The sequence below is a fragment of the Microbacterium sp. LS_15 genome (genome assembly GCF_041954735.1).
In the GTDB taxonomy this organism is placed as follows: Bacteria; Actinomycetota; Actinomycetes; order Actinomycetales; family Microbacteriaceae; genus Microbacterium.
In genome coordinates this window covers 186,607-203,198 of sequence record NZ_JAVAYD010000004.1, presented here as the reverse complement: position 1 = coordinate 203,198, position 16,592 = coordinate 186,607, and the positions used below count along the sequence as shown (strand labels likewise).

General features: G+C 71.8%; 16 protein-coding genes and 1 tRNA gene. 14 read left to right on the top strand and 3 right to left on the bottom strand.

The window, feature by feature from the left end; genetic code table 11:
* Nucleotides 1-57 precede the first annotated feature (57 nt).
* Together RAC69_RS08095 and RAC69_RS08090 are read left to right on the top strand one after the other, a co-directional pair.
* On the top strand, nucleotides 58-1,329 hold the full coding sequence (locus tag RAC69_RS08095; protein WP_375086400.1) for a histidine--tRNA ligase: 1,272 nt from the start codon (nucleotides 58-60) through the stop codon (nucleotides 1,327-1,329).
* Nucleotides 1,330-1,411: 82 nt separating this feature from the next.
* Nucleotides 1,412-2,227 carry an SGNH/GDSL hydrolase family protein gene (locus RAC69_RS08090; RefSeq protein ID WP_375086363.1) on the top strand — a complete coding sequence of 272 codons (816 nt, stop codon included), beginning with the start codon at nucleotides 1,412-1,414 and terminating at the stop codon, nucleotides 2,225-2,227.
* Here RAC69_RS08090 and RAC69_RS08085 read toward each other — a convergent pair.
* Nucleotides 2,193-3,449: an APC family permease gene (locus RAC69_RS08085; protein ID WP_375086361.1), complete on the bottom strand. Its 1,257-nt coding sequence runs from the start codon at nucleotides 3,447-3,449 to the stop codon at nucleotides 2,193-2,195. The genes RAC69_RS08090 and RAC69_RS08085 overlap by 35 nt on opposite strands.
* 54 nt (nucleotides 3,450-3,503) lie before the next feature.
* Entirely contained in the window at nucleotides 3,504-3,974 is a 471-nt protein-coding gene (locus RAC69_RS08080) for a PaaI family thioesterase (protein WP_375086359.1), read from the bottom strand.
* Between the two features lie 106 nt (nucleotides 3,975-4,080).
* Here RAC69_RS08080 and RAC69_RS08075 point away from each other — a divergent pair, with 106 nt between their 5' ends.
* The 10 genes from RAC69_RS08075 (at nucleotide 4,081) to RAC69_RS08030 (ending at nucleotide 13,801) form a co-directional block, all read left to right on the top strand.
* Entirely contained in the window at nucleotides 4,081-4,509 is a 429-nt protein-coding gene (locus tag RAC69_RS08075) for a GntR family transcriptional regulator (RefSeq protein ID WP_341935084.1), read from the top strand.
* Nucleotides 4,506-5,555: a DUF1648 domain-containing protein gene (locus RAC69_RS08070; protein WP_375086357.1), complete on the top strand. Its 1,050-nt coding sequence runs from the start codon at nucleotides 4,506-4,508 to the stop codon at nucleotides 5,553-5,555. Before RAC69_RS08075 ends, RAC69_RS08070 begins: the two co-directional genes overlap by 4 nt.
* The gene (locus tag RAC69_RS08065; protein ID WP_375086355.1) at nucleotides 5,555-6,523 is read left to right on the top strand and encodes a lysostaphin resistance A-like protein; all 969 of its coding nucleotides are present in this window, start codon (nucleotides 5,555-5,557) and stop codon (nucleotides 6,521-6,523) included. Before RAC69_RS08070 ends, RAC69_RS08065 begins: the two co-directional genes overlap by 1 nt.
* 32 nt (nucleotides 6,524-6,555) lie before the next feature.
* Entirely contained in the window at nucleotides 6,556-7,215 is a 660-nt protein-coding gene (locus RAC69_RS08060) for an O-methyltransferase (protein ID WP_375086353.1), read from the top strand.
* 99 nt (nucleotides 7,216-7,314) lie between these two features.
* Nucleotides 7,315-8,595 (top strand): phosphopyruvate hydratase, encoded by a 1,281-nt coding sequence (eno, locus tag RAC69_RS08055; RefSeq protein WP_341935080.1) that lies wholly within the window; start codon nucleotides 7,315-7,317, stop codon nucleotides 8,593-8,595.
* Nucleotides 8,596-8,650: 55 nt separating this feature from the next.
* Nucleotides 8,651-9,208: a septum formation initiator family protein gene (locus RAC69_RS08050; RefSeq protein WP_375086350.1), complete on the top strand. Its 558-nt coding sequence runs from the start codon at nucleotides 8,651-8,653 to the stop codon at nucleotides 9,206-9,208.
* A gap of 61 nt (nucleotides 9,209-9,269) precedes the next feature.
* Nucleotides 9,270-9,812: a DUF501 domain-containing protein gene (locus RAC69_RS08045; protein WP_341935078.1), complete on the top strand. Its 543-nt coding sequence runs from the start codon at nucleotides 9,270-9,272 to the stop codon at nucleotides 9,810-9,812.
* A complete protein-coding gene (locus RAC69_RS08040; protein ID WP_375086348.1) occupies nucleotides 9,809-11,098 on the top strand; it encodes a S8 family serine peptidase in 1,290 nt (429 codons plus the stop codon). Before RAC69_RS08045 ends, RAC69_RS08040 begins: the two co-directional genes overlap by 4 nt.
* A 39-nt stretch (nucleotides 11,099-11,137) precedes the next feature.
* On the top strand, nucleotides 11,138-12,715 hold the full coding sequence (locus tag RAC69_RS08035; protein ID WP_375086346.1) for an NAD(P)/FAD-dependent oxidoreductase: 1,578 nt from the start codon (nucleotides 11,138-11,140) through the stop codon (nucleotides 12,713-12,715).
* A 279-nt stretch (nucleotides 12,716-12,994) separates the two neighbouring features.
* The gene (locus RAC69_RS08030; protein WP_375086344.1) at nucleotides 12,995-13,801 is read left to right on the top strand and encodes a cation-transporting ATPase; all 807 of its coding nucleotides are present in this window, start codon (nucleotides 12,995-12,997) and stop codon (nucleotides 13,799-13,801) included.
* An 11-nt stretch (nucleotides 13,802-13,812) separates the two neighbouring features.
* Here the strand turns inward: RAC69_RS08030 and RAC69_RS08025 are convergent.
* Nucleotides 13,813-13,888 (bottom strand) — tRNA-Leu (locus tag RAC69_RS08025).
* An 86-nt stretch (nucleotides 13,889-13,974) separates the two neighbouring features.
* Here RAC69_RS08025 and RAC69_RS08020 point away from each other — a divergent pair.
* Both RAC69_RS08020 and RAC69_RS08015 read left to right on the top strand, forming a co-directional pair.
* A complete protein-coding gene (locus RAC69_RS08020) occupies nucleotides 13,975-15,222 on the top strand; it encodes an alanine racemase (protein WP_375086342.1) in 1,248 nt (415 codons plus the stop codon).
* Nucleotides 15,219-16,532: a D-arabinono-1,4-lactone oxidase gene (locus tag RAC69_RS08015; protein WP_375086341.1), complete on the top strand. Its 1,314-nt coding sequence runs from the start codon at nucleotides 15,219-15,221 to the stop codon at nucleotides 16,530-16,532. The genes RAC69_RS08020 and RAC69_RS08015 overlap by 4 nt, the downstream gene beginning before the upstream one ends.
* Nucleotides 16,533-16,592: the final 60 nt, after the last annotated feature.

The window sequence follows — 16,592 nt, the reverse complement described above, 5'->3', positions numbered from 1 at the left end:
CGTGCGTCTCCGACCTGGGAAGATGGAGACGTGGCTACTGTGAACCCGCCGCGCGGCATGCGCGACATCCTCCCCGCCGACAAGGCCCGCCGCGAGCGGGTGCTCTCCGTCATCCGCGACCGCTACCGCGCGCACGGCTTCGACGAGATCGAGACCCCGGCGCTCGAGGAGTACTCGCGCCTGCACGCCGGCATCGGCGGAGACAACGAGAAGCTGGCCTACAACGTGCTGCGTCGCGGCCTCGACGCCGAGGCGATCAGGGCGGCGGCCGACGACCAGGGCGCGCTCGCCGACCTGGGGCTGCGCTACGACCTCACCGTGCCGCTCGCGCGCTTCTACGCGAGCAACCGCGGACAGTTGCCCGGTGTGTTCCGTGCGATCCAGATCGGGCCGGTCTGGCGCGCCGAGCGCCCGCAGAAGGGGCGCTACCGCCAGTTCGTGCAGTGCGACATCGACATCATCGGCGACGACTCGTCGCGGGCCGAGGCCGAGCTCATGGTGGCCTCGCTCGACGCCACGGGCGCGCTCGGTCTCGAGGGGGCGACGGTGCGCATCAACGACCGCCGCGCGCTCGACTGGATGCTCGACAGCTTCGGCTTCACCGCCGAGGAGCGCCCCGGCGTGCTCATCACGATCGACAAGCTCGACAAGATCGGCGTCGAGGGTGTGGCGGCGGAGCTCCGCGAGCGGGGCGCCGCGGCATCCGCTGTCGACGCGTTCGAGGCGTTCCTGCAGCGTCCGCAGACCATGGAGTACAACCCGTTCGGCGAGAGGCAGATCCGCAAGGCGCTGCCCGACGGAGCGCCCGACGACATCGTCGCGCACCTCGTCGGCATCGGAGACGCCGTGGCAGCGGGTCTCGCTCCGGACGCTCCCTCCGCCGACGTCACCGACATCCCCCTCGTCTTCGACCCGTTCCTCGTTCGGGGCATGGGCTACTACACGGGCACGATCTTCGAGCTCGCGCACCCCTCGGTCGGCTACTCGCTGGGCGGCGGAGGTCGCTACGACGGCATGATCGGCCGCTTCCTCGGACAGCAGGTCGCGGCGGTCGGGTTCTCGCTCGGCTTCGAGCGCCTCGTCGACCTCGTCGCGGACGCGACGGATGCCGAGGAGCGCGCCGTCGTGCTGATCCACGACGCCGACGTGCCGGTCGGGGAGCTCGTCCGGCACAAGGCCGCGCTCGTCGCGTCCGGTGCCCGCGTGCGGCTCGAACGGCGCACCAAGAACGTCAAGGCGCTGCTGGAGCGCTCTGCCGCCGACGGCTACACGGCCTTCGCGACCGTGAGCGCCGGCGCCTCCGACCTGGAGCTCAAGCCGCTCAGCTGACGGCCGCGGTGCGGAGTACCCGGCCCAGCGTCTCCCGGATTCCGTTCACGCCGCGTTCACGACCGTGGGGTCGAATCAGCGCATGCGCCGATCGTCCATCGCCGTTCTCGCCGGGATCGGCGTCGTGGCCGTCACCACCGCGTTCGGCGTCGGCGCCGTGCTGCGGCGCCAGGCGGCGATCGCCCGTCGCCGCATCGGCAAGCCCCTGGGCGAGGAGTCGATCGACGCCGACCGAGTCTGGCGCCGCGCACTCGAGGGCGACCCCGTCGACCTGCTCGTGCTCGGCGACTCCCTCGCGGCAGGGCTCGGGGCCGAGCGGCGCAAGGAGACCCTGGGTGGTCGGCTCGCGAAAGGGCTCGGTCGCCGCCTGCACCGCCCGGTGCGCTTGCGGACCGGCGCCGTGGTGGGCTCGGAGTCGCCCGACCTCGACGCGCAGCTCGCACTCCTTCCCGCCGGCTATGCGCCGGATGTCGCCGTGATCGTGGTCGGCGGCAACGACGTGACCCACCGGCTGCCCGTGTCGACCTCGACGCGGCACCTCCGTCACGCGATCGACGAGCTGCGAGCCCGCGGTGCCGAGGTCGTGGTGGGGACGTGCCCCGACCTCGGCGCGCTCCGTCCGGTGCCGCAGCCGCTGCGTCGGCTCGTATCGAGCCTCTCCCGTCGGCTGGCCGAGGCGCAGACCGCCACGGCGCGCGACGCGGGTGCCGTCGCGGTCGACCTGCGCCGCGCCGTCGGACCCATGTTCTTCGACGACCCCGACGCGATGTTCAGTCTCGACCGTTTCCACCCGAGTCCTCTCGGCTACCGTCGCACGGCCGACGCGCTGCTTCCCGCAGTGGTCCGAGGCGCGGAGACCGCGCTCAGCGTCCGTCGCCGTCCGGAGGCTGCGCGCTGACCGCGAGCCGCAGCCGTATCGCGCGGCAGAGGATGCCGAGCAGCACCACCGCCGTGCCGACCAGCGACGCCACGACCGGCAGTGTGTTCACGAGCAGCAGGCACCCGAGTGCGCCGACGACCTGCAGCGCACGAGGGTACCGCCGCACCGGCCCCGCCTGTCGGAACGCGGCGGCGTTCGCGATGAGGTAGTAGAGAAGCACCCCGAACGACGAGAAGCCGATGGTCTCTCGCAGATCGCCGAGCATCACGATGCCGATCACGACGACGCCGACGGCGATCTCCGCGCGGCGCGGCACCTGCCACCGGTCGTCGATCCGGGCGAGGACGCGCGGCAGATCACTCTCGCGTGCCATCGCGAGGGCGGTGCGCCCGATGCCGGTGAGCAGAGCGAGCAGCGCGCCGAGCGACGCGGCTGCCGCGGTGATCCGCACGACGGGACCGAGCGCCGACCACTCGCTCGCCGCGACCACCTCGGCGAGCGGAGCGGTCGTCGCCGCGGCATCCGCTCCGAGCGTCAGCATCACCGTGATCCCGACAGCGGCGTACACGACGACGGCACTGCCCAGGGCGAGGACGATCGCGCGGGGGATCGTCCTCGCGGGGTCGACGACCTCCTCGCCGAGCGTCGCGACGCGCGCGTACCCGGCGAACGCGAAGAACAGCAGCCCCGCGCCCTGCAGCACGCCGTAGGCGTTCGTGGCGGGCAACGGCGTCGGCTCGCTGATCCCGATCGACCCCGCGCCGATCGCCACGACGACGGCCAGTCCGACAAGCGAGCATGCGACGAGGATGCGGGTGAGCAGCGCCGTGCGGGTCACGCCGAAGCAGTTCACGACGACGAGAGCTGCGACGGCGACCACGGCCACCGGCACCTGCCACCCCGCGGGCGCCGCGTAGGCGGCGAAGGTGAGCGCCATCGCCGCGCAGCTCGCGATCTTGCCGATCACGAAGCTCCATCCGGCCACGAACCCCCACCAGGGGCCGATCTCCGCCCGCGCGTACGCGTAGGTGCCGCCGGCGACGGGATGCACGGCGGCGAGCTGGGCCGAGGCGGTGGCGTTGCAGTAGGCGACGACGGCGGCGATGACCAGAGCGACGAGGATGCCGTTGCCGGCGACTCCGATGGCCGGACCCCACACCGAGAACACGCCGGCGCCGATCATCGATCCGAGACCGATCGCGACGGCGTCGGGGAGGCTCAGTCGGCGGGCGAGGGGCACGGGATCATCGTGGCACGCGCGGATGAACGGGCGGTGTCGCGAAGCGCGCGCACATCAGGATCGGGCGGCCGTCACCCGCTTCTTCTCGCGCACGTACACCTCGCGCCGCACCCGGGCGACCACGTCTCCGTCGCTGTCGGTGATCACCGTCTCGAACCATTCCCGCACCTTGGCGCCGCCTGCGGCGCGGGCTCGCAGCTTGTCGGCCTTCTCGCGCGTCACCTCGAACTCGGCCGTGAGCACCCCGCGCCCCGGCTTGACGAACTCGATCTCGCCGCGGGTGTCCCACACGACGTAGTCGCGGCCGAGCTGATGCATCACGAGCATGAAGAAGTACGGGTCCGTCATCGCCGACATCGATCCGCCGAACGCGGTCTTCACGTAATTGCGGGTCACGACGTTGACGTGCAGTTCGACGGTCGCGCGGGTCCAGTCGTCCGAGAACCGACGGACGCGGATGCCGCTGAAGAGGTTCGGTGCCCAGAGGCTCATGCCGATCGCGAGACGGCGTGGGGTGATGCGCATCCCGACAGTGTGCGGCAGAGGAGCGCACCATCCGAACTCTTCTGGAGATTGCCACAGTTGTTATAGTTCACATAGAATTATTAGCGAAGGACGAGGAGGTGCGCGGATGCTGATCAGAGTCGACCCCGAGAGCCCCCGGCCGCTCTACGACCAGGTGGCGGCATCGATCCGCGCCGATCTGCTCGCGGGCGTCCTCGCCCCGGGCGACCGGCTCCCCGCCGCCCGCGACGTCGCGACCGCGCTGCGCATCAACCAGCACACGGTCCTGCACGCGTACCAGGGGCTGCGCGACGAGGGGCTCATCGATCTCCGCCGCGGGCGCGGAGCGGTCATCTCGGCCGCAGCCGCGCCGCTCGCCGACCTCGCGCACGAGATCGACGACCTCGTGGAGCGCGCCGCGCAGATGGGGGTCTCCGCCGAGATCCTCGCCGGCATCATCCGCACACACGCCGACGCCCGGCCCCGTCCGGGCGCCGCGCAGAGCTCGACGCGCAGCCGCGCGGCGACGCACGACCCAGAGGAGGCACAGCCATGACGTCCACCGGCCCCCGACCCGCTTCCGGCACCCCGCTCCGGCGGGCACGCCTGCTCTTCACCCTGGTCGCGATCGTCGTACCCGTCGTCATCGTGGCCGTGGCCGCCGTCGTGCTCTCCGGATGGCTGCCGGCCTTCACCGAGCCCGTCGCCGTGCACTGGGGCACGGGCGGGGCCGACGGCTTCGGCCCGGCCTCCCTGTACCTGTGGCTCCTCGTGGGAGTCGGCCTCGGGGTGCCCCTCCTCCTGGTGGTGACGACACTGGTCGCCGTGCGTGATCAGTGGGGTGGCGCCGCCCGGCTGATGGGCGCGCTCGCCGCAGGCATGTCGGCGTTCGCCGCGGTCACGAGTCTCGGCTCCCTGTGGATCCAGCGCGATCTCGCTCCCGGGGCGGAGGTGCCGGGCGTCGGCGGCGTCACGGCTGCGGCCCTGGCGGCCCTCCTCGTCGTCGGAGGTGCCGCCTGGTTGGTGCAGCCGCGCTACCGCACCCCCGCCGGGCGACCGCTCGCACCGCGGCAGGACGTCAGCGTCGGCGCCGCCGAGCGCGTCGTCTGGCTCGCGACGACCACGATGCCGCGGGGTGCGCTGATCCTTCTGGGGCTCGTTCTGGCCGGGATGATCGTGCTCGCCGCGACCATGCTGTCGCTCGGCGTCGCCGGCTGGTGGGTCGTCGCGGTGGGCGCGCTCGTCGTGGCGGTCGCGCTCGCGGCCACCGCCTCGTACCGCGTGAGCATCACCCCCGAGGGCTTCAGCGCCCGCTCCCTGCTCGGGCGACCGCGCGTCGACATCCCGGTCCACGAGATCGTCGATGTGCGCGCGATCGACGTCTCGCCGTTCGGCGACTTCGGCGGCTGGGGATGGCGAATCTCCACCGACGGCCGCACCGGCATCGTGACGCGGCGAGGTCCGGCGATCGAGGTGTCGCGCCGGGAACGCGCGTCCTTCCTCGTCACGATCGACGGGGCCGAGGAAGGGGCCGCGCTGCTGCGGACCTATGTCGACCGAGACGCCGGGGGCCCGGCCGCCGCGACAGAGGAGGGCGACTGATGACCGCGGCGCAGAAGGTCCGCTGGGCGCCGGTGCTCGCCTTCGTGCTTCTCGCATGCGGGCTCGCCTGGCTCGTCGCGTTGCCGCTGTGGCTCGGCGACGGCCTCGCCGAACCGCTGGCTCCCGTGCTCCTCGTCGTCATGATGCTCACGCCTGCCGTCGCCGCGCTGATCGTCACGTTCGCGCTCGGGGCACCCGCGCGCGGCACCCGGCTGCGGTTCCTCGGGTTCTGGCCGCTGCGGCCGGCGAGGCGCGTCGTCTGGCTGCTGCTGATCGGCTGGCTCGGTCCGCCGGTCGTGGTGGCGTTCGGCATCCTCATCGCGGTCGCGCTCGGCATCGTGCAGCTCGACTTCACGTTCGCGGGCCTCGCGGCGCAGATCGAACAGGCGCTCCCGGCAGGGGCGCCGATGCCGCCGATCGGTCTCGTCGTGATCTCGCAGCTCGCGATCATCCCCGTCGCCGCCCTCGTCAACAGCGTCCCGGCGCTCGGCGAGGAGCTGGGATGGCGCGGATGGCTCCTGCCCGCCCTCCGACCGCTCGGCACGGGGCCGGCACTGCTCGTCAGCGGAGTCATCTGGGGGCTCTGGCACAGCCCGGTGATCCTCCTGGGCTACAACTTCGGCCGGACCGACGTCTCCGGTGTGCTGTTCATGACCGTCGGGTGCGTCGCCTGGGGCGTGCTGCTGGGGTGGCTGCGGTTGCGGTCCGCCTCGATCTGGCCGGCGGTCGTGGCGCACGGATCACTGAACGCGTCGGCGGGGCTCATCCTCATCGTCGCCGCCGGACAGCCCGACCTCGCGCTCGCCGGCCCTCTCGGAGTCGCGGGGTGGGTGGCGGCGGCCGTCGTCGTCGCGGTGCTCCTCGTCACCGGTCAGTTCCGGCGTCAGCCCGAGCTCGGTGCGGCACCGGTCAGGACGACGCGGGTCGGCGAGACGGATGCTTCGGCATCCCCGTCCGTCGCCCCTTGACGCCCTCGTCCGCATCGCGGTTGGCTGAGGGCATGGAATCCACGCCCTCAGCCTGGTCGCACGCCGACGCCTATCTCGCCGACCTCCTCGTCGGGCGCGATCCGCAGCTGGAGGCGGCGCTGGACGCCCAGCGCGAGGCGGGACTGCCCGAGATCGAGGTCGCGCCGGTCGGCGGCAAGCTGCTGAACCTGCTGGTGCGCATCAGCGGCGCCCGGCGGGTGCTCGAGATCGGCACACTCGGCGGCTACTCGACCATCTGGATGGCGAGGGCCGTCGGGCCGGAGGGGCGGGTCGTCACGGTCGAGGCCGAGGCCGACAACGCCGCGGTCGCGAGGGCGAGCATCGATGCGGCCGGCGTCGGCGACCGCGTCGACATTCGCGTCGGCCGCGGAGCCGACGTGCTGCCGACGCTCGACGGCGGCTTCGACCTCGTGTTCATCGACGCCGACAAGGAGTCCAACACCACCTACCTCGACTGGGCCGCGAAGCTCGGGCACCCCGGCACCGTGATCGTGCTCGACAACATCGGGCGCGAGGGCGAGATCGTGCGCGACGACAGCACAGACCCCAAGGTGGTCGGCACGCGCGAGGGCCTGCGGATGCTGGGGGAGGACCCCCGCTTCGACGCCACAGCGCTGCAGACGGTCGGGGTGAAGGGGTGGGACGGCGTGGCCCTGGCCGTGGTCGTCTGAGCCCGGACGCCACCCCCTGGCCGGAGCGGCCGGCGGGCTAGACTGGGCGCGGATCGACGACGCTCCACACATCTTCCTCTCTGAACAAGGAGCACATCAGTGGCACTGATCGAGGCTGTAGGCGCACGCGAGATTCTCGACTCGCGCGGAAACCCGACCGTCGAGGTGGAGGTGCTCCTTGACGACGGCGTCGTCCAGCGGGCGGCCGTCCCGTCCGGTGCATCCACCGGCGCGTTCGAGGCGTACGAGCTGCGCGACGGCGACAAGGCCCGCTATGGCGGCAAGGGCGTGCTCAAGGCCGTCGAGGCCGTCATCGACGAGCTCGGCCCGGCCCTCGAGGGCGTCGAGGCGAGCGAGCAGCGCATCGTCGACGAGATCCTCATCGAGACCGACGGCACCGAGAACAAGCAGCGCACCGGTGCCAACGCCATCCTCGGCGTGAGCCTCGCCGTCGCGAAGGCCGCCGCCGACTCGGCCGACCTGCCGCTGTTCCGCTACCTCGGCGGACCCAACGCGCACGTCCTGCCCGTGCCGCTGTTCAACGTCATCAACGGCGGCGAGCACGCCGACAACGGCATCGACATGCAGGAGTTCTTCCTCGCGCCGATCGGCGCCGAGACCTACTCCGAGTCGCTGCGCTGGGGCGTCGAGACCTACCACGTGCTGCGCAGCGAGCTGAAGGCCGCCGGCTACGCGACGGGCCTCGGCGACGAGGGCGGCTTCGCCCCCGACCTGCCGAGCAACCGCGAGGGCCTCGACTTCCTGGTCAAGGCCATCGAGAAGGCCGGCTTCACGCCAGGCACCGACATCGCACTCGGCCTCGACGTCGCCGCGACGGAGTTCTTCTCCGACGGCGTGTACCGCCTCGACAACAAGGACTGGAGCGGCCCCGAGCTGATCGAGTACTACCAGGGCCTCGTCAACGACTTCCCGATCGTCACGATCGAGGACGCGCTCGCCGAGGACGACTGGGACAACTGGAAGCTCCTCACGGACGCGCTGGGCTCGAAGGTCCAGCTCGTCGGAGACGACCTGTTCGTCACGAACCCGACCCGCCTCGCCGACGGCATCAAGCGCGGCGTCGCCAACTCGCTGCTCGTCAAGGTCAACCAGATCGGCACCCTGACCGAGACGTTCGACGCCGTCAGCCTCGCACAGCGCTCCGGCTACACCGCAATGCTGTCGCACCGCTCGGGCGAGACCGAGGACACCACGATCGCCGATCTCGTCGTGGCGACGAACGCGGGTCAGATCAAGGCGGGTGCGCCTGCTCGCAGCGAGCGCGTCGCGAAGTACAATCAGCTTCTGCGCATCGAGGAGGAGCTGGGCGACGCCGCGGTGTTCGCCGGCCGCTCCGCCTTCCCCCGTTACCAGGGCTGAGCGCAGCTGAAGACGATCCACCAGGCCTGAGAGGTCTGAACCAGGAGGAGGAGCCGTGGCACGACGACCGGCTCCTCCTTCGGCGTCCGCGGGGTCCTCGCTCGGCACCCCGTCGACGGCGGCCACGGCTCCGCGCGCCGCTCGTTCCCCCCGTGGCTCGTCGCGAGGCGCCGCGGAGAGGCGGGTCGACGTCCGGGAGTGGGCATCCGGCATCCGGCTCTCGGCCTTCTCCGTCATCATGCTGTCGCTCGTCGTGCTGGGTGCGTGGGTGCTCGTGCCGACGCTCGGCACCTACATCGACCAGCGGCAGAAGATCGCCGCGCTCGAGCACTCGATCCAGGTGTCGGAGGACGAGATCACCGCACTGCAGAAGGAGCGCGAGCGCTGGAACGACCCGGCGTACATCACGACCCAGGCCCGAGAGCGTCTCTACTACGTGAAGCCCGGCGAGGTCGTCTACCTGATCGACAACGACCTCGACCCCGCCGCGCTGCCCCAGGAACAGGGGCCGGTCAGCGACACGCTCGAGGAGAAGCCCTCGGACTGGATGCCGCAGCTGCTGCGGACCCTCACCTCGGCCGGTCTCAGCGACACCGCCGTCGTCGCGCGCTGACCGCGGTCGCGGCCCGCGCGGCTCCGAGCATCCTCCCCGACTGCTCCCGTACGCTTGTCGGGTGACCACCCCGCCCTTCCCTGCCCCCACGCCCGCCGAGATCGCCGTGGTCTCTGCCCAGCTGGGGCGTCAGGCCCGCGGCGTCGTGGGCATCGCGGCGCGCTGCGCGTGCGGCAACCCGACCGTGGTCGCGACGACGCCGCGGCTGCCTGACGGCACGCCCTTCCCGACGTTCTACTACCTCACGCATCCCGCGGCCACCGCGGCGATGTCGACCCTCGAGGCCACCCAGGTCATGCCCGAGCTCGCAGCCCTGCTCGCCGACGACGCCGACATCGCAGCGGCCTACCTGGCCGCGCACGAGGCGTATCTCGCCGACCGTGCCGGCTTCGGCGACGTGCCGGAGATCGACGGGGTCTCCGCAGGGGGCATGCCGGCCCGTGTGAAATGCCTGCACGCCCTGGCGGGCCACGCGCTGGCCGCGGGACCCGGGGTGAACCCGATCGGCGACGAGGCGCTCGCGCGCTCCAGCTGGTCACCCGACGTCTGCCGCTGCGACGACCCCGGCGCGGCGCTCCGCGACCCCGAGGCGTCATCGGCATGAGCCCGGGGCGGATGCTGCGCAGTGCCGTCGCCGCTGCGGCGGTGGTGGCATCCGTGCTGCTCCTCGGCGCGGCGACTCCGCCGCCGGTCGCCGACGACCCGCAGGACCCCACGCGCGCCGCGGAGTACTGGCTCGACGGAGCGCGCATCCGCGAGGCCTGGCAGACCACCAGGGGAGAGGGCGTGACCATCGCGGTGATCGACACGGGCATCGGCAAGGTCCCGGGCACGTTCGACGGAGCCGTGGTGGGCGGGACAGACGTCTCCGGCGCCGGTTCGCCGGACGGCCGCACGCCACTGGGAGCGGTCGACGGGAACCACGGATCCTGGGTGGCGTCGCTGGCCGCCGGTCGCGGGGCCGCCGACGGCACGGGCATGATCGGCGTGGCGCCCGAGGCGAATCTGCTGTCGATCTCGGTCGGCTTCGGCGCCGCTGCGGCGGTGCCCTTCACCGAGCAGGTCGCGAAGGCCATGCGATGGGCGGTCGACAACGGCGCCGACATCATCAACCTCTCCTTCACCACGAACACGCTCGACTGGGACCGCAGCTGGGACGACGCGTTCCTGTACGCCTTCGAGCACGATGTCGTCGTCGTCGTCGCGGCGGGCAACCGCGGCAGCGGCACCGACATCATCGGGGCGCCGGCGACGATCCCCGGCGTGCTCACGGTCGGGGGAGTCGACCAGACCGGCACCGCGAGCATCGAGGCGTCGACGCAGGGAATCACGATCGGTGTCGCCGCGCCGAGCGAGGGACTGCTCGGCGTCTCGGCCGACGGCAAGCTCGTCTCGTGGAGCGGCACGAGCGGCGCGGCGCCGATCGTCGCGGGCATCGCCGCGCTGATCCGGTCGGCGCACCCCGATCTCGACGCGGCGAACGTCATCAACCGCATCATCAAGACGGCGATCCCCGTCGAGGGGATGGCGCGGGTGCCGGACCCCTTCTACGGGTACGGGCTCATCGACGCGCAGGCCGCGGTGACCGCCGATCTCCCCAAGGTCAGCGAGAACCCGATGGGCGATCTCGCAGAGTGGGTGCGCCTGTACCGCAGGGCCGAGACGGTGCCCCAGCCGGAGCCCACGGCGACGCCCATCGCGGTGCCGCCGTTGCCGGCGGCCGACGCGCCGTCGGAGCCGGGTTCACCGCTGCTTCCCAGCGCTGATTCACTGCGCTACGGTACCCTGCCGCTCATCGCGCTCACAGTCCCTGGTATCCTGATAGCGCTTGGCGTCACCGCTGCTGCCCGGCGCATCCGATCGGCGCGCGCTCGCACGCCACATTCCTGACTCCCGAGGAGTTTTTCCCCCGTGCCTCAGAACAGCACTGTGCCCAAGATTCTGATCGTCGGTGGAGGCTACGCAGGCTTCTACACCGCGTGGAAGCTCGAGAAGCACCTTCGCAAGGGTGAAGCAGACGTCACCATGGTCGACCCGCTGCCGTACATGACGTACCAGCCGTTCCTCCCCGAGGTGGCCGCCGGCTCGATCGAGGCCCGCCACTCGGTGGTCGCCCACCGTCGTCACCTCGAGCGCACGCACGTGCTCACCGCCAAGGTGACGAACATCAACCACGCCGAGAAGACGGCGACCATCACGCCGCCGCTGGGCGAGCCGTACGAGTTCGCGTACGACCAGATCGTCGTCACGGCCGGCGCCGTCTCGCGCACGTTCCCGATCCCGGGCATCGCCGACAACGCGATCGGCCTCAAGACCATCGAAGAGGCCGTCGCGATCCGCGACCGCCTGATGTCGAACTTCGACAAGGCGGCCTCGCTGCCGGTCGGCCCCGAGCGCGACCGTCTGCTGACCGTCGTCGTCGTGGGTGGCGGCTTCGCGGGCATCGAGGTGTTCGCCGAGCTCCGCTCGCTCGCCTCGTCGCTGGTGGGCAAGTACCCGCAGCTGACGTTCGACGACACGCACTTCCACCTGATCGAGGCGATGGGCCGCATCATGCCCGAGGTCTCGCTCAAGACGAGCGAGTGGGTGCTGAAGGACCTCGCCAAGCGCGGCGCCAACGTGCACCTCGACACGCAGCTCACGAGCGCGGTCGACGGCAACGTCGAACTGTCGACCGGCGAGGTCATCCCGACCGACCTGATCGTCTGGACCGCCGGCGTCATGGCGAACCCGACCGTCGTGCGCGGCGGCGACCTGCCGGTCGAGGAGCGCGGTCGCATCCAGACCCGCGCCGACCTGCGCGTCGGCACGCCCGAGGCCTTCGTCGAGGGCGCCTGGGCCGCCGGTGACGTCTCGGCCGTCCCCGACCTCTCGGGCGGCGGTGTCGGCGGCTTCTGCGTGCCGAACGCGCAGCACGCCGTGCGTCAGGCGAAGCTGCTCGCGAAGAACCTCGTCGCGGTGCTCCGCGGTGAGGCCCCCAAGGAGTACTTCCACAAGAACCTCGGCGCCGTCGCGGGCCTCGGCCTCTACAACGGTGTCTTCCAGTCCGGCAAGATCGCGCTCAAGGGCTTCGTCGCCTGGCTCGCGCACCGCGGGTACCACGGTCTCGCGATGCCGACGTGGGAGCGCAAGTGGCGCGTGCTCTGGGGCTGGTGGAACAACCTGTGGCTCGGCCGCGACCTCGTCAACCTGCAGACGGTGCAGAACCCGCGTTACGTGTTCGAGGAGTTCGCCGCTCGCCCGCGTCCGGCCGCCGACGCTCCGGCGCCCGCCGCCCCGGCCGCTCCGGCACTGCCCGGGTCCCACTCCTCGGAGCCGGCGACGACCATCGCCGCCGCCGAGAAGACGCCGGATGCCGACGAGCCGGTGACCGACGACGCTCCCGCCGAGAAGCCCGCTTCCGAGACGTCGGCGGCGAAGGCCCCGACCAAGAAGCCCACCGCCAAGAAGCCGGCCGCCAAGAAGGCTCCTGCGGAGAAGCCGGCCGAGACGGCCGCCGCCAAGTAGTCCGCTCGACGAACGCCCCGATTCCTCACGGAGTCGGGGCGTTCGTCGTCTCCGGCCGACTCTCCCTCGCACCCGGCTCATAGGCGCACTCGTTAACGTGGGGCCTGCAAGGGGAGTACTCCCATCTGCGGTGGCGTCGTCATTACGGACATGAGATCGTGTCCCGGCCCATCGGCCCGCGAGGGTGGAGGAGACCGGGCGTCCGTATCAGCGCGGACGGCCACGGATCCTCGTCACCGGTTCCGGGCGGTCCGCTCGTCACACGAAGGAACCGCCACCATGGGAAAGCTGAACCGCCTGCTCGGAATGGCCGCGAAAGCGCTCGACCTCGACGGCACCGGCAACCGCGCGTCCACCTCGCGCGCGCCGCACCAGTCCCGCACGTCACAGCCCTACGCGCCGCCCTCGCCCCGCGACCCGTACGCGCCTCCCGCCCCGCACGCGGGGTACGCGCCGCCTTCCACCGGCACCAGGGGAGGAACGGATGCTGATCGCGCGGCCATCGCACGCTACGACTACCTCCTGCAGACCGCCGATCCGCATCGCGTCGAGCAGATCCACCGCGAGGCATTCGCGCGGCTGACGTCGGAGCAGCGCGCCCAGGTACAGCAGCGGATGACGGCCGAGCTCGCACCCGGCGAGCGTCCGGCATCCGCATCACCCGACGACCTGGCCCGCGCGGCAGGGCGCACCGAGGCAGCGCGCCCCGGGCGGATGCGCGGACTGCTGTCGCGCGTCGGCGGCTTCGGCGCCGCCGGAGTGGTGGGCGGCGCCGCGGTCGGAGCCCTGGGCGTCGTGGCCGTCGGAGCGATCGGCAGCGCGGTCGCCGCCCCGCTGCTCGAGCAGGCGGCAGGTCTCGGGGTGGACTTCGACGCCCTGGCGCAGGGCATCGATCTCGAGGCGATCGCGGGCGGGCCCGGCACCGAGGAACTGGCCGGCGCGGCGGAGGGCGTCCTGGGATCCGCGGGTGACACCGTGTCTGGTCTCGGTGACACCGTGTCGGGTCTCGGCGACACCGCTGGCGAATGGGGCCAGAAGCTCGGGGATCTCGGCATCCCCGGCATCGGCGACCTGTTCGGGCGCTGATCGGTGCGCGGTGGTGCCCCCGCTGGGACTCGAACCCAGACTGAAGCGATTTTAAGTCGCCTGCCTCTGCCATTGGGCTACGGGGGCACGACCGCCAGCCTAGTGCCGGAATCGTCTGCGACCCGGTCCCGCAAAGGGTGAATCCGAGTCCGTCCAGGTCGTATGGTGGGGGAGTGCTCGACCTCACCGCCGACCTGAGCCCCGCATCGGAGCAGTCCCCGGTCGCCCCCGAATGGCACGACCCCGCACGGTACTGGCCGCGCCTCTCCGCGGCCACGGGTCACCTCCCCGCGCCCGTCGCCGTGATCGATCGCGAGGCACTCCGCCACAACGCGCTCGACATGCTGGTGCGGGCCGGAGGGCTCCCCATCCGCGTGGCGTCGAAGTCCGTGCGTGTGCGCGCCGTGCTCGACGCCGTGCTGCAGCTGCCCGGCTATCGCGGCATCCTCGCCTTCACCCTGCCGGAGGCGCTCTGGCTCGCCGAGACGCACGACGACATCGTGATCGGTTACCCGACGGTCGATCGCTCCGCTCTCGCTGAGCTCTTCGCATCGGAGCAGGCAGTGCAGCGCATCACGCTCATGGTCGACGACCCTGCGCACCTCGACCTCATCGACAGCGTCGCCCCACCGGAGCGCCGGCCGGAGATCCGTGTCGCGATCGATGCCGACGCCTCGCTCCGGTCCGCGACGCTCGGGCACATCGGCGTCCGTCGCTCCGCACTCTTCACCGCAGGCGAGGTCGCGGCCTTCGCGCGTGCGATCGTGCGCCGCCCCGGCTTCCGCCTCGTCGGCCTGCAGATGTACGAGGCGCAGATCGCAGGACAGGGTGACAGCGCCGGAGCCGACGCCCCCGTCATCCGCCTCGTGCAGGCGCGTTCGCGGGCCGAGCTGCGCGACCGCCGGGCGCAGATCGTCGGCGCTCTCACCGGCATCGCGCCCCTCGAGTTCCTCAACGGCGGCGGCACCGGATCGCTGGAGTTCACGGGCAGCGATGAGTCACTCACCGAGGCGAGTGCGGGGAGCGGACTGCTCGGCGGTCATCTCTTCGACGGCTATCGGTCCTTCCGTCCTGCTCCCGCGGCGGCCTTCGCGTTCGACGTCGTTCGCCGCCCCGCGGCCGACATCGCGACCGTGCTCGGCGGCGGGTGGATCGCCTCGGGTCCGGCCGTCGCTTCGCGACAGCCCCGTCCGGTCTGGCCCGACGGACTGCACACCCTCTCGCGCGAGGCAGCGGGGGAGGTGCAGACGCCGCTGCAGGGGCCCAAGGCCGCGCAGCTCGGCGTCGGCGACCGCGTGTGGTTCCGTCACGCGAAGAGCGGCGAACCGGCCGAACGCATCGACAGCTACCACCTGGTGTCGGGGGATGAGGTCGTGGACGAACTGCCCACCTACCGCGGCGAGCGGAAGGCGTTCCTGTGACCCGCATCGGCGGCACCTGGCAGAACTGGGGGCGCTCGGCGCAGGTCGCTCCGCTGCGCGTCGAACGTCCACGCAGCCCGGAGGGCGTGCAGCGCGCGGTCAAGGCCGCCGTCGCGCAACGGCTGAGCATCAAGGCGGTCGGCGCGGGTCACAGCTTCACGGGCATCGCGATCGCGCCCGGTGTGCTCCTGGAACTCGACGACCTGCAGGGTCTGGTCTCGGCGGATGCCGCAACGGGGCATGTCACGCTGCTCGCCGGCACGCGCCTGCACCGTGTTCCTCGGCTGCTCGCGGCGCACGGCCTCGCGATGGAGAATCTCGGCGACATCGACCGTCAGTCGATCGCCGGGGCGATCTCGACCGGCACGCACGGCACGGGCGCGGCGTTCGGCGGGCTCGCGACCCAGGTGGTCGGCATCACCCTCGTCACCGCGGAAGGAGAGTTCCTGCGGATCGACGAGGAGCACCAGCCGGAGTTGCTCCCCGCCGTCGCGCTCGGTCTCGGGGCGCTCGGCATCATCGTCGAGGTCACGCTCCAGTGCGTCCCGGCTTTCGTTCTGCAGGCCGTCGACAGGCCGGCGCCGCTCGCCGACGTGCTCGACACCCTCGATGAGCGCGTCGCGGCATCCGACCACTTCGAGTTCTACTGGTTCCCGCACACCGAGGTCGCCCTGACCAAGCAGCAGACCCGGCTGCCGGAATCGGCGCGGCGTCAGCCGCTGCCGCGCGTGGGAAAGTGGGTCGACGAGACGCTCCTGTCCAACGGCGTCTACCGGGTCGCGTGCGCTGCGGGGCAGGCCGTCCCGGCGATCACGCCGCCGTTCAGCCGCCTCGCTGTGAAGGTCACGGGCGACCGCGAGTACACGGACCTGTCGCACCGTGTGCTGACGCAGAGCCGCACCGTGCGCTTCCGCGAGATGGAGTACGCGCTGCCGGCCGAGAACGTCGTGCCCGCGTTCCACGCCGTGCGTGCGCTGATCGCGCAGCGAGGCTGGCGCATCGAGTTCCCCATCGAGGTGCGGTTCGCCGCCGCCGACGACCGGTGGCTGTCGACAGCACACGGACGTGCGAGCGGATACATCGCCGTGCACCGCTACTGGCGGGCCGACCCCACCGAGTACTTCGAGGCCGTCGAGCAGATCATGCTCGACCACGGCGGCAGGCCGCACTGGGGCAAGCTGCACACGCTGACCGCGGAGCAGTTGCGCGAACGCTACCCGCGGTTCGACGACTTCGTGGCGCTCCGCGACCGCCTCGACCCCGAGCGCCGCTTCACCAACCGGTACCTCGACCGCGTGCTCGGCGCCTGACCCGCCGTGTCGTGGTCATGCACCCAGTCGACGCGCAGACTGCGCCGATAGGATGAGACA

Coding starts and splice junctions, on each gene's coding strand:
- RAC69_RS08090 (WP_375086363.1), top strand. CDS start 1,412: ATGCGCCGATCGTCCATCGCCGTTCTCGCCGGGATCGGCGTCGTGGCC.
- RAC69_RS08080 (WP_375086359.1), bottom strand. CDS start 3,974: ATGCGCATCACCCCACGCCGTCTCGCGATCGGCATGAGCCTCTGGGCA.
- RAC69_RS08060 (WP_375086353.1), top strand. CDS start 6,556: ATGGAATCCACGCCCTCAGCCTGGTCGCACGCCGACGCCTATCTCGCC.
- RAC69_RS08030 (WP_375086344.1), top strand. CDS start 12,995: ATGGGAAAGCTGAACCGCCTGCTCGGAATGGCCGCGAAAGCGCTCGAC.
- RAC69_RS08075 (WP_341935084.1), top strand. CDS start 4,081: ATGCTGATCAGAGTCGACCCCGAGAGCCCCCGGCCGCTCTACGACCAG.
- RAC69_RS08040 (WP_375086348.1), top strand. CDS start 9,809: ATGAGCCCGGGGCGGATGCTGCGCAGTGCCGTCGCCGCTGCGGCGGTG.
- RAC69_RS08095 (WP_375086400.1), top strand. CDS start 58: ATGCGCGACATCCTCCCCGCCGACAAGGCCCGCCGCGAGCGGGTGCTC.
- RAC69_RS08070 (WP_375086357.1), top strand. CDS start 4,506: ATGACGTCCACCGGCCCCCGACCCGCTTCCGGCACCCCGCTCCGGCGG.
- RAC69_RS08065 (WP_375086355.1), top strand. CDS start 5,555: ATGACCGCGGCGCAGAAGGTCCGCTGGGCGCCGGTGCTCGCCTTCGTG.